At 39.6% G+C, this 12,074-nt stretch carries 11 protein-coding genes; all 11 read left to right on the top strand.

Annotated elements, in window-relative coordinates:
• Position 1: 1 nt before the first annotated feature.
• The 11 genes from mraY to pepC all read left to right on the top strand — a co-directional run bounded on the left by mraY (position 2) and on the right by pepC (position 12,041).
• Positions 2-1,012 carry a phospho-N-acetylmuramoyl-pentapeptide-transferase gene (gene mraY, locus FQT67_RS08160; protein ID WP_003060616.1) on the top strand — a complete coding sequence of 337 codons (1,011 nt, stop codon included), beginning with the start codon at positions 2-4 and terminating at the stop codon, positions 1,010-1,012.
• A 153-nt stretch (positions 1,013-1,165) separates the two neighbouring features.
• Positions 1,166-2,509, top strand: a complete 1,344-nt coding sequence (locus FQT67_RS08155; RefSeq protein WP_046176780.1) for a DEAD/DEAH box helicase — start codon at positions 1,166-1,168, stop codon at positions 2,507-2,509.
• A gap of 196 nt (positions 2,510-2,705) precedes the next feature.
• Positions 2,706-3,539, top strand: coding sequence for a transporter substrate-binding domain-containing protein (locus FQT67_RS08150; protein ID WP_015017310.1), 834 nt, complete (start codon positions 2,706-2,708; stop codon positions 3,537-3,539).
• 144 nt (positions 3,540-3,683) lie between these two features.
• Positions 3,684-4,487 (top strand): amino acid ABC transporter permease, encoded by an 804-nt coding sequence (locus FQT67_RS08145; protein ID WP_046176779.1) that lies wholly within the window; start codon positions 3,684-3,686, stop codon positions 4,485-4,487.
• Positions 4,487-5,230, top strand: coding sequence for an amino acid ABC transporter ATP-binding protein (locus FQT67_RS08140; protein ID WP_003059173.1), 744 nt, complete (start codon positions 4,487-4,489; stop codon positions 5,228-5,230). The genes FQT67_RS08145 and FQT67_RS08140 overlap by 1 nt, the downstream gene beginning before the upstream one ends.
• Before the next feature lie 103 nt (positions 5,231-5,333).
• The gene (locus FQT67_RS08135) at positions 5,334-5,558 is read left to right on the top strand and encodes a DUF4059 family protein (protein ID WP_003061227.1); all 225 of its coding nucleotides are present in this window, start codon (positions 5,334-5,336) and stop codon (positions 5,556-5,558) included.
• A gap of 62 nt (positions 5,559-5,620) precedes the next feature.
• Positions 5,621-6,538, top strand: a complete 918-nt coding sequence (trxB, locus tag FQT67_RS08130) for a thioredoxin-disulfide reductase (protein ID WP_003060633.1) — start codon at positions 5,621-5,623, stop codon at positions 6,536-6,538.
• Positions 6,539-6,699: 161 nt separating this feature from the next.
• Positions 6,700-8,079, top strand: coding sequence for an amino acid permease (locus tag FQT67_RS08125; RefSeq protein ID WP_046176778.1), 1,380 nt, complete (start codon positions 6,700-6,702; stop codon positions 8,077-8,079).
• A 169-nt stretch (positions 8,080-8,248) separates the two neighbouring features.
• Positions 8,249-9,703, top strand: a complete 1,455-nt coding sequence (locus FQT67_RS08120; RefSeq protein ID WP_046176777.1) for a nicotinate phosphoribosyltransferase — start codon at positions 8,249-8,251, stop codon at positions 9,701-9,703.
• A 1-nt stretch (position 9,704) separates the two neighbouring features.
• Positions 9,705-10,529 carry an ammonia-dependent NAD(+) synthetase gene (gene nadE / locus FQT67_RS08115; protein ID WP_003055492.1) on the top strand — a complete coding sequence of 275 codons (825 nt, stop codon included), beginning with the start codon at positions 9,705-9,707 and terminating at the stop codon, positions 10,527-10,529.
• Between the two features lie 180 nt (positions 10,530-10,709).
• Complete coding sequence (pepC, locus tag FQT67_RS08110) at positions 10,710-12,041, top strand: aminopeptidase C (protein WP_012767435.1); 1,332 nt, start codon at positions 10,710-10,712, stop codon at positions 12,039-12,041.
• The last annotated feature ends 33 nt before the right edge of the window (positions 12,042-12,074 follow it).

Raw genomic sequence — 12,074 nt, 5'->3', positions numbered from 1 at the left:
CATGTTTTTAACCCTTATCGCAGGAATCATAGCCCTTATGTTAACTGCTTTTGCAATGCCTCATTTTATCAAGTTCTACCAACTAAAAAAAATTGGTGGGCAACAGATGCATGAAGACGTCAAGCAGCACTTAGCTAAGGCTGGAACACCTACAATGGGAGGAACTGTTTTTCTTCTAGTGGCCACCAGCATCTCCTTTCTGATTGGTTTCTTCTCTTTCCACGATGGTCAAAGTCTAGGATTAATCTCAGGGATTCTGTCTGTAGTTCTCATTTACGGCATCATTGGTTTTTTGGATGACTTTTTAAAAATCTTTAAACAAATCAATGAAGGGTTAACTGCCAAACAAAAGTTAGCCTTGCAGTTGGTTGGAGGATTGATTTTCTATTTTTTACATGTTAGTCCAAGTGGCATTTCTTCGATCAATGTGTTTGGTTATCAGCTGCCGCTGGGAATTTTCTACCTATTCTTTGTTCTATTCTGGGTGGTTGGTTTCTCAAATGCTGTTAATTTGACAGACGGTATCGATGGTTTAGCTTCCATCTCAGTGGTGATTAGTTTATTGACTTACGGCGTTATTGCCTACGTTCAGGGGCAATTTGATGTCTTGTTATTGATTGGAACCATGATTGGTGCTTTACTTGGCTTCTTCCTCTTTAACCACAAGCCTGCCAAAGTATTTATGGGGGATGTGGGGAGTTTGGCCTTGGGAGCTATGTTGGCAGCTATTTCCATTGCCCTGCGTCAAGAATGGACCTTACTCATTATCGGAATTGTCTACGTTCTTGAAACAAGTTCTGTGATGTTACAAGTATCCTACTTTAAATATACTAAGAAAAAATACGGAGAAGGTCGTCGTATCTTTAGGATGACGCCTTTCCACCACCATTTAGAATTAGGTGGTCTATCTGGAAAAGACAAGACATGGTCAGAGTGGCAGGTAGATGCTTTTCTATGGGGAGTAGGAAGCCTAGCAAGTTTACTGGTCTTGGCTATCTTATACGTGTTCTAAGGGGACTACCAAGAAAAGTCAAAAGCATTCTGATTAATGTAATCGATGAGAGAGTGGAGATGACCCACAAAGGCTGATTTTGTGAGTGTTGTCCCACTCTTTTTGCTTGTCTCTAACATTAATGATATAATATGGAAGAAAACGAGGTAAAACATGTCATTTAAAGATTATCATTTTAAGCAATACATCCAGCAAGCACTGGAGGAAATTGGCTTTGTCAATCCAACAGAAGTCCAGCAACGCTTGATTCCTATTGTCAACTCCGGCCGTGACTTAGTTGGGGAATCAAAAACAGGTTCAGGGAAAACCCACACCTTTTTATTGCCCATTTTTGAAAAACTTGATGAAGCTAAAGCAGAAGTGCAAGTTGTTGTTACAGCTCCTAGCCGTGAATTAGCTACTCAAATTTTTGATGCCTGTAAACAAATTGCTAAGCATTCTCCCAAAGATATCCGTTTGGCTAACTATGTGGGAGGTACGGATAAATTACGCCAAATTGAAAAGTTAAAAAGCGGCCAGCCACACATTGTCATTGGAACTCCGGGTCGTATTTATGATTTGGTTAAATCTGGTGACTTAGCGATTCATAAGGCCACGACTTTCGTTGTGGATGAGGCTGACATGACCATGGACATGGGCTTTTTGGATACGGTTGATAAGATTGCAGCCTCTCTTCCAAAGTCTGTTCAGATTTTGGTGTTCTCAGCAACCATTCCACAGAAATTACAGCCCTTTTTGAAAAAATACTTAACCAATCCTGTTATTGAACAAATCAAAACAGAGACAGTTATTGCTGATACGATTGATAACTGGCTTGTGTCGACAAAAGGCATGGATAAAAATGGGCAAATTTTAGAGATTCTTAAAACGATGCAGCCCTATATGGCAATGCTTTTTGTCAATACTAAAGAGCGCGCAGATGACTTGCATGCCTTTTTAGTGGCCAATGGTTTGAAGGTAGCCAAGATTCATGGTGGCATTCCTCCAAGAGAACGTAAGCGTATCATGAACCAAGTTAAAAAGTTGGACTTTGAATACATTGTTGCTACTGACTTGGCAGCGCGCGGAATTGACATTGAAGGGGTCAGCCATGTCATCAATGATGCTATTCCACAAGATTTATCTTTCTTTGTCCATCGTGTAGGCCGGACAGGTCGAAATGGTATGGCAGGAACTGCTATTACCCTTTATCAACCAAGTGATGACTCCGATATCAAAGAGTTGGAAAAAATGGGAATTGTCTTTACACCGAAGATGCTCAAAAATGGAGAATTTCAAGATACCTATGACCGAGATCGTCGTCAAAACCGTGAGAAATCTTATCAAAAATTAGACACGGAAATGATTGGTTTGGTGAAGAAGAAAAAGAAAAAAGTCAAACCAGGTTATAAGAAAAAAATTCAGTGGGCGGTTGATGAAAAACGTCGCAAAGAACGTCGCGCTGAAAACCGTGCCAAAGGCCGTGCCGAGCGTAAGGCTAAAAAACAAAGTTTTTAAGAGTAAAAGACAGGTGCCTCCAGCAATATGATGGAGGCTCTGTTTTTTTGTATTCATATGTCTTATGCTAAAGGCTTAAACCTCTCCTAAATGAGGATGTGATTAATATTTTGATCGGTTTGATAGTTAAATGGTATTAGGCAAAGTCTTTTATTTTTGTTAGACTTGTGAGAAGATTACAGACTAGAGGTACATCATGAATCGGTATATCAATAAAGTGACGAGAATCGTATTAATAGGTCTTGGATTGATTCAATTAGCTACAATCTCTCAGGTCAGTGCTTCTCAAAAAGAAGAGGTTATCGTGGCCACAGATGCAGCTACTAAACCATTTACCTATAAAGAAGGAGAGCGACATACTGGCTATGACATTGAAGTGTTGAAACAAATCTTTAAAGGTTCCAAAACCTATCGTCTCACCATTAAGACAATTTCTTTTCCTTCAATTTTATCTGGGATTGATTCTGGACGGTACCATATTGGTGCTAACGATTTTGGTTATAGTAAGGAAAGAGCAGCAAAATACCTCTTTTCAAAGCCTATTTCACAATCTCATTATGCTATAGCAAGCAAACCATCACGAGCTTACCGTCGTTTTGAGGATCTTTCAGGAGAAAAAACACAAGGCATGGCAGGGACCAACTACATGCAGGTTTTAGAAAGATGGAATCAAACTCATCCCAACCAGAAACCTATTAAGCTTGGTTACGCTTCAGGAGAAGTTCCTCTTCCCCAGCGCTTGCAGCAAGTTGAACAAGGTCAGCTAGATTTTCTTTTTTACGATGCTATTTCTTTAAAGACGGCTATTAAAGAGCAGGGATTTTCTTTGAAAGTGAATCACCTCACCGAAAAAGTGGTCAGTCATCAAGATGGTCTAGAATATTATGTGTTTGCTAAGGATAAAAAAGGGAAAGAACTGCAAAGATTTGTTAATAAAGGATTAACCAAGTTACAAGAGTCAGGTCAATTAAAAACTTACAGTCAGAACTTTTTTGGAGGAGACTTTGTTTCGGAGCTTCCTAGGAAGTGAACGATTTGACACATCTGGCTTTAGAGACTGACAAAAAAAGCTGTCGTGATAAGTTTTGGTTATTGCTATAATATAGATTTACTATTTTACATGTGGGTGTAAGAGTGTTAGAATATTAAGACAAGAAGTATAAAGGGGAAATCCATGACATCAGTGTTTTTAACCAGTGGTTGGGCTTGGTATGATCAACTCATTTCACCTATTCCACATGGGAAACTTTTTAGTTGGCATGCTGTTTTTGATGCCATTCCAAATATTATCCAACGCCTTCCAATTACCCTTGGTTTGACACTGGCAGGTGCTGTTTTCGGCTTAATTTTGGCTTTGATTTTTGCTATTGTTAAAATTAATAAAGTCAAAATCTTATATCCTATTCAAGCCGTTTTTGTGAGTTTCTTGCGAGGCACGCCTATTCTCGTTCAACTAATGTTGACTTATTATGGTATTCCTCTTTTTCTCAAGTTTCTCAACCAAAAGTATGGCTTTGATTGGAATATTAATGCCATTCCAGCTTCCGTCTTTGCCATTACAGCCTTTGCTTTTAATGAAGCAGCCTATGCGAGTGAGACTATTCGTGCAGCTATCTTATCTGTTGACACAGGAGAGATTGAAGCTGCTAAAAGTTTAGGCATGACCTCTGTTCAGGTTTATCGTCGTGTCATCATTCCCAATGCAGCTGTTGTGGCTATTCCAACCTTGATTAATGGCTTGATAGGCTTAACAAAAGGGACATCGCTTGCCTTTAATGCAGGTATTGTCGAAATGTTTGCCCAAGCACAAATTTTGGGTGGTTCAGATTACCGTTATTTTGAACGTTATATCTCTGTTGCGCTTGTCTATTGGTCTATCAGTATTTTAATTGAGCAAGTAGGTCGCTTGATTGAAAATAGGATGGCCATAAAAGCACCAGAACAAGCTAGGAATGAAAGGTTAGGAGAATTGCGTTGATGATTAAGATTAGAAATTTGAGCAAGGTTTTCTCCGGTCAGAAAGTCTTGGATAGTCTGGATCTTGATATTGAAAAAGGTCAAGTAATTGCTTTAGTAGGTGCTTCAGGAGCAGGGAAATCGACCTTCCTTCGTAGCATGAACTATCTTGAAAAACCAGATTCGGGATCTATTAGCATTGATGACTTTACGGTTGATTTTGAGACCATCACCACAGAGCAAGTTTTAATGTTACGCCGAAAACTTGCCATGGTTTTTCAACAATTTAACCTGTTTGAACGTCGTACAGCACTGGAGAATGTCAAAGAAGGTCTTAAGGTGGTCAAAAAACTGTCTGACCAAGAAGCGACTAAACTGGCACGAGCAGAATTGGCTAAGGTTGGTTTAGCAGATCGCGAAAATCATTACCCTCGTCACTTATCCGGTGGGCAAAAACAGAGGGTGGCATTAGCTAGAGCCCTCGCTATGAAACCGGATGTCTTGCTCTTAGATGAACCGACTTCAGCTCTAGATCCTGAGCTAGTGGGTGAAGTCGAAAAATCGATTGCAGATGCTGCTAAATCTGGACAGACCATGGTTTTGGTTAGTCACGACATGAATTTTGTTTACCAAGTGGCTGATAGAGTTCTCTTTTTAGATCAAGGTAAAATTTTGGAACAAGGAACGCCTGAAGAAGTCTTTAGACATCCTCAAAAAGAACGAACCAAAGAATTTTTCGCAAGCTATTCAAAAACATACATTTAATGCTATTCTTTTGTTATAATAAAAAGGTCTAGGTATTCCTGGGCTTTTCTTATCTGATGTTATGGAAAAGTTTGTGGAAAAGTAAGAATGACTAGGTGGAAATATGTTAGTAGAAATTTTTAGCCTTTATCTTAAAGGACTCATCTTATCAAGCTTAACCATGGTATCTGTGTGTTTACTATGGACGCTATGGCGAGCAAAAACCAAGAAGGATAAGAGTTTGGCTGAAAGACAGGCATTTTTATATGAGACGTTAATGATTGCTATTTTAACCATCCCAATTTTATCGTTTGCTTTTATGAGTATTTTGGTTGTCTTGAAATCATAATCATTGCAATAAAGAATTGAGATTGCTACAATGTTGACAGAATTATTCAAAGGAGTTAGAGCATGTATGATACATTAATTATAGGTTCAGGACCAGCAGGCATGACTGCTGCTTTATATGCAGCAAGAAGTAATTTACGTGTGGGCATTATTGAACAAGGTGCCCCAGGTGGTCAAATGAACAATACTTCTGAAATCGAGAATTATCCAGGGTATGATCATATTTCAGGACCAGAATTATCGATGAAGATGTATGAACCTTTGGAAAAATTTAAGGTTGAAAATATTTATGGTATTGTTCAAAAAGTAGAGGATTTTGGCTCTTACAAGCGCGTATCAACTGAAGATGACAGCTATGAAGCCAAAACCATCATTATTGCAACAGGGGCCAAATACCGTGTCTTAGGTGTTCCAGGAGAAGAAGATTATACCAGTCGAGGTGTTTCGTACTGTGCGGTTTGTGATGGCGCTTTCTTTAGAAATCAAGATTTACTTGTAGTAGGGGGAGGAGACTCAGCTGTAGAAGAAGCTATCTACCTTACCCAATTTGCTAAAAAGGTAACCGTCGTTCACCGCCGTGACCAACTAAGAGCTCAGAAAATCTTGCAGGACCGTGCCTTCGCTAATGAGAAGGTTGACTTTATCTGGGATTCTGTTGTCAAAGAAATTCAAGGCAATGATATTAAAGTTTCCAATGTCCTAATCGAAAATGTGAAAACAGGCCAAGTCACTGACCATGCTTTTGGAGGTGTCTTTATCTATGTTGGTATGATTCCTGTGACAGGTATGGTAAGTGAACTAGGGATTACCGATTCAGAAGGTTGGATTGTCACAGATAATCATATGAGGACAAGTATTCCTGGTATTTTTGCGATTGGAGATGTTCGTCAAAAAGACCTTCGTCAGATCACAACAGCTGTTGGAGATGGTGCAATTGCTGGTCAAGGAGTTTATCATTACATTGAGAATATGCCGTCATAAGGCTAGAAGGAGTGGAGCAGCTGCCCACTCTTTTTAATTGGTCTGTTGGCTAAACCCCGCTGGTAGAGCCCTCAGTTTTGCTCAATTCTCCCTTAGATAAATGTTGAAAATTTTCTGAAAAAAGGATATAATAAGTAGTACTTTAGTGAATGGAGTTTATGATGTCTACAAAAGATCAGAAAGACAATAACGAACTAGAAAATGGAATGGTAAGGGGCTTAGAAAATCGTCATGTTCAACTAATTGCGATTGCAGGAACGATTGGAACGGGTCTCTTTTTAGGAGCAGGCCGCTCTATTGCCTTGACAGGGCCGTCTATCATTTTCGTTTATATGATTACAGGTGCCTTCATGTTTATGATGATGCGTGCCATCGGTGAAATGCTCTATTATGATCCAGATCAACACACCTTTATCAATTTTATCACCAAATATATTGGTCCAGGATGGGGTTATTTTTCAGGTCTATCTTATTGGATTTCCTTAATTTTTATAGGCATGGCAGAAATCACTGCTGTTGGTTCCTATGTGCAATTTTGGTTTCCAACCTGGCCAGCCTGGTTGATTCAATTGGTTTTCTTAGTTTTACTTAGCTCGATCAACTTAATTGCTGTGCGCGTCTTTGGAGAAACTGAATTTTGGTTTGCCATGATTAAGATTGTAGCTATTTTGGCTTTGATTGCAACAGCTATTTTCATGGTATTGACAGGTTTTGAAACTCACACAGGCCATGCTAGCCTTTCCAATGTTTTTGATCATTTTTCCATGTTTCCGAATGGAAAGCTGAAGTTCTTTATGACCTTCCAAATGGTTTTCTTTGCTTATCAAGCTATCGAATTTGTGGGGATTACCACTTCTGAAACGGCTAACCCAAGAAAAGTTCTACCAAAGGCTATTCAAGAAATTCCAACCCGCATTGTGATCTTTTATGTGGGAGCCTTGGTCTCTATTATGGCAATTGTGCCATGGCATCAGTTACCAGTTGATGAATCTCCTTTTGTGATGGTGTTCAAATTGATTGGTATTAAATGGGCAGCAGCCTTGATTAACTTTGTGGTCTTGACGTCGGCAGCGTCAGCGCTTAACTCAACGCTTTATTCAACCGGTCGTCATCTCTATCAAATTGCTAATGAGACTCCAAATGCCTTGACCAATCGCTTAAAGATTAACACTTTATCTCGACAAGGGGTGCCAAGTCGTGCCATTATTGCTTCAGCGGTTGTGGTTGGTATCTCAGCTTTGATTAATATCCTACCAGGAGTTGCAGATGCGTTCTCACTCATTACGGCATCTTCGTCAGGTGTATACATTGCTATCTACGCCTTAACCATGATTGCTCACTGGAAGTACCGTCAATCTAAGGACTTTATGGCAGATGGTTATTTGATGCCAAAATATAAGGTGACAACGCCTTTGACCCTTGCTTTCTTTGCCTTTGTCTTTATCTCTCTTTTCTTACAAGAATCCACCTATATCGGTGCCATTGGAGCAACGATTTGGATTATTGTTTTTGGGATTTATAGCAATGTCAAATTTAAATAATAATTAGCGATATAGAACTGAATCCATTAACTCTTTCTTATTTGAGGATGTTATGATGGATCGGTTCTTTTTTACTTTAGCGATAACTCAAGTTATTTCTAAATCCTAGCCAAAGAGTCCTTTTTAAAATATGTTATAATAGTAACAATAATTCAAAGGAGTCCCCTTTATGTATAAAGATGATAGTTTAACTCTCCATACTGATTTGTATCAGATTAATATGATGCAAGTTTATTTTGAGCAGGGCATTCATAATCGTCATGCGGTGTTTGAAGTCTATTTCCGCAAGGAACCTTTCAACAATGGTTATGCTGTTTTTGCCGGTTTACAGCGCATGGTGGAGTACCTAGAGCAATTTCAATTTTCAGAAACAGATTTGGCTTACCTTGAAGAACTGGGTTATCCAGAAAACTTTTTGACCTACCTTAAAGAGTTACGATTAGAATTGACCATCCGTTCAGCTAAAGAAGGAGATTTGGTTTTTGCTAATGAGCCGATTGTGCAAGTAGAAGGCCCTCTAGGTCAGTGTCAGTTGGTCGAAACAGCTCTTTTAAACATTGTTAACTTCCAGACCTTGATTGCTACAAAGGCTGCTCGTATTCGTTCTGTGATTGAGGATGAACCCCTTTTGGAATTTGGCACCCGTCGTGCACAGGAACTAGATGCTGCGATTTGGGGAACCCGCGCAGCGATGATTGGTGGAGCAGATGCAACAAGTAATGTGAGGGCAGGTAAACGCTTTGGTATCCCTGTTTCAGGTACGCATGCTCATGCTTTAGTGCAAGCCTATGGTAATGATTATGATGCTTTCATGGCTTATGCTAAGACCCATAAAGATTGTGTATTTCTTGTTGACACCTATGACACACTTAAAGTAGGTGTGCCAACAGCTATCCGAGTAGCCAAAGAGATGGGAGATAAAATCAATTTCCTAGGAGTTCGTTTGGATTCTGGGGACTTGGCTTACCTCTCGAAAAAAGTTCGTCAGCAGTTAGACGATGCCGGTTTTACTCAGGCTAAGATTTATGCTTCCAATGACCTCGATGAAAATACCATCCTTAACTTAAAAATGCAAAAGGCTAAGATTGATGTTTGGGGTGTTGGGACCAAATTAATCACAGCCTATGATCAGCCTGCCTTAGGCGCTGTTTATAAGATTGTCTCTATTGAGCAAGAAGATGGTAGCATGCGTGATACGATCAAATTATCAAATAATGCAGAAAAAGTATCCACACCAGGTAAAAAACAAGTTTGGCGCATCACCAGTCGTGAAAAAGGCAAATCAGAAGGCGACTATATCACGTTTACTGATATTAATGTTAATGAATTAACTGAGATTGAGATGTTCCATCCGACCTATACCTATATTAAGAAAACTGTCAGAAATTTTGATGCAATTCCTCTCTTAGTTGATATTTTTGTCAAGGGAGAATTAGTTTACCAGCTACCGACCTTATCTGAAATCAAGGCTTATGCTAAAAAAGAATTTGACAAGCTTTGGGATGAATACAAGCGTGTCTTGAATCCTCAAGACTACCCAGTAGACTTAGCTCGTGATGTGTGGCAAAACAAGATGACCTTAATTGATAAAATTCGCAAAGATGCTTATGGAAAGAGTGAGTGACATGACATTACAAGAAGAGATAATTCGACAATTAGGTGTCAAGGCTAGCATTGATCCGAAAGAAGAAATTCGGAAAACTGTTGATTTTTTAAAAGCTTATCTGCGTAAGCACTCATTTTTGAAAACTTATGTCTTAGGCATTTCTGGAGGTCAGGATTCTACCCTCGCAGGAAAGCTAGCCCAGATGGCCATTGCAGAGTTACGGGAGGAAACAGGTGATCAAGCTTACCAATTTATAGCTGTTCGCTTGCCTTATGGGGTTCAGGCTGATGAAGCAGATGCGCAAAAGGCCTTGGCCTTTATCATGCCAGACCAAACACTGACTATTAATATTAAGGCAGCTGTTGATGGCCAAGTAGAGGCTCTACAAGCAGCAGGCGTTGAGATTTCTGATTTTAACAAAGGTAATATCAAAGCACGTCAGCGGATGATCAGTCAATATGCCATTGCTGGCCAAATGGCTGGTGCTGTTATTGGAACGGATCATGCGGCAGAGAACATTACTGGTTTCTTTACTAAATTTGGTGATGGTGGAGCAGATATTCTCCCACTCTTTAGGCTTAACAAACGTCAAGGGAAGGCGCTCTTACAGGTTTTAGGAGCAGATTCTGCTTTGTATGAAAAAGTTCCAACAGCTGATTTAGAAGATCAAAAACCAGGCTTGGCTGACGAGGTTGCCCTCGGAGTTACCTATCAAGAAATCGACGACTATTTGGAAGGGAAGCTGATTTCCGAAGCAGCTCAAGCAACTATTGAAAAATGGTGGCATAAAGGGCAACACAAGCGCCACCTGCCAATTACCATCTTTGATGACTTTTGGAAATGATCCAAAAAGAAAGATCTTTAAAAAAATACAAAAAAGTTAGGTTAGCCTAACTTTTTTCTTGAACAAAATCATATAAGGTCTATAATAGAAGTAATCCTTTAGATTGAAATTAGCTAGGTTGCCCCCGATTGCTAATTTTCTTTCAGCTGGGTTTAATCTTATGATTTTAGGAGGACACGAATGTCAGCATTAACAGAGACATTTACAGAACAACTATTTGCTAATTACGAAGCCAGTGCCAAATTTTCAGCTATTGAAAATGCTGTTACCCACAATGGCTTGTTGAAATCATTGGAAACACGTCAAAGTGAAGTGGACAATGACTTTGTCTTCTCTATTGATTTAACCAAAGACAAGGTGTCTAACCAAAAAGCATCAGGTCGTTGCTGGATGTTTGCCGCTTTGAACACTTTCAGGCACAAATTAATCACAGAGTTTAAATTAGAAAACTTCGAACTCTCACAAGCACATACCTTCTTTTGGGATAAGTATGAAAAAGCTAACTGGTTTATGGAGCAGGTCATAGCAACAGCTGATCAAGACTTGACTAGTCGAAAGGTGACATTTCTTTTAGATGTTCCTCAACAAGATGGAGGACAGTGGGATATGGTGGTGTCCTTATTTGAAAAATATGGAGTTGTGCCAAAATCCGTTTACCCAGAGTCTATTGCTTCAAGCAACAGTCGTGAGCTAAACCAATATTTGAATAAACTGTTGCGACAAGATGCTCAAATTCTTCGTGATTTGATTGCATCAGGTGCTAATACCCAACAAGTTGAGGATCGAAAAGCAGAGCTTCTTCAAGAGATTTTTAACTTTTTAGCCATGACCTTGGGCTTGCCACCGCGTCAATTTGACTTTGCTTACCGTGACAAGGATGATGAGTATCATCTTGAAAAAGCATTGACCCCTCAAGCTTTTTACGATAAATTTGTTGGCTTAAAGTTATCTGATTATGTATCTGTCATCAATGCCCCAACTGCCGATAAGCCTTATGGCAAATCTTATACCGTTGATATGCTAGGCAATGTGGTAGGAAGCCGTGAGGTTCGCTACCTCAATGTAGAGATGGAACGCTTTAAAGAGCTTGCTATCAAACAGCTACAAGCAGGAGAGTCTGTTTGGTTTGGCTCTGATGTGGGTCAAGTTTCAGATCGTCAAAAGGGGATTTTAGCAACAAATACCTATGATTTTGAAGCTAGCATGGACATCACCTTAAGCCAAGATAAGGCAGGGCGTTTAGATTACAGTGAAAGTTTGATGACACATGCGATGGTTTTAACAGGTGTAGATTTAGATGAGACTGGAAAACCATTAAAATGGAAAGTTGAAAATTCGTGGGGAGATAAAGTTGGAGACAAAGGTTACTTTGTCGCTTCCGATGCTTGGATGGACAACTATACCTATCAAATCGTTGTTCGCAAAGAGTTCCTAAGTGCAGAGGAATTAGCGGCCTATGAAGCAGAAGCAAAAGTTCTAGCACCATGGGACCCAATGGGAGCTTTAGCCTAATACAGTAAAAAAACCTTTCGGTCTACCAGCCGA

The organism is Streptococcus sp. NCTC 11567, from assembly GCF_902141215.1.
In the GTDB taxonomy this organism is placed as follows: Bacteria; Bacillota; Bacilli; order Lactobacillales; family Streptococcaceae; genus Streptococcus; species Streptococcus dysgalactiae.
This window is presented reverse-complemented; position numbering and strand designations above follow the sequence as displayed.

Bases quoted from the DNA above. Each gene is read 5' to 3' on its own strand.
- FQT67_RS08155 (WP_046176780.1), top strand. From the start codon at position 1,166: ATGTCATTTAAAGATTATCATTTTAAGCAATACATCCAGCAAGCACTG.
- FQT67_RS08120 (WP_046176777.1), top strand. From the start codon at position 8,249: ATGTATAAAGATGATAGTTTAACTCTCCATACTGATTTGTATCAGATT.
- nadE (WP_003055492.1), top strand. From the start codon at position 9,705: ATGACATTACAAGAAGAGATAATTCGACAATTAGGTGTCAAGGCTAGC.
- trxB (WP_003060633.1), top strand. From the start codon at position 5,621: ATGTATGATACATTAATTATAGGTTCAGGACCAGCAGGCATGACTGCT.
- mraY (WP_003060616.1), top strand. From the start codon at position 2: ATGTTTTTAACCCTTATCGCAGGAATCATAGCCCTTATGTTAACTGCT.
- FQT67_RS08125 (WP_046176778.1), top strand. From the start codon at position 6,700: ATGTCTACAAAAGATCAGAAAGACAATAACGAACTAGAAAATGGAATG.
- pepC (WP_012767435.1), top strand. From the start codon at position 10,710: ATGTCAGCATTAACAGAGACATTTACAGAACAACTATTTGCTAATTAC.
- FQT67_RS08135 (WP_003061227.1), top strand. From the start codon at position 5,334: ATGTTAGTAGAAATTTTTAGCCTTTATCTTAAAGGACTCATCTTATCA.
- FQT67_RS08145 (WP_046176779.1), top strand. From the start codon at position 3,684: ATGACATCAGTGTTTTTAACCAGTGGTTGGGCTTGGTATGATCAACTC.
- FQT67_RS08140 (WP_003059173.1), top strand. From the start codon at position 4,487: ATGATTAAGATTAGAAATTTGAGCAAGGTTTTCTCCGGTCAGAAAGTC.
- FQT67_RS08150 (WP_015017310.1), top strand. From the start codon at position 2,706: ATGAATCGGTATATCAATAAAGTGACGAGAATCGTATTAATAGGTCTT.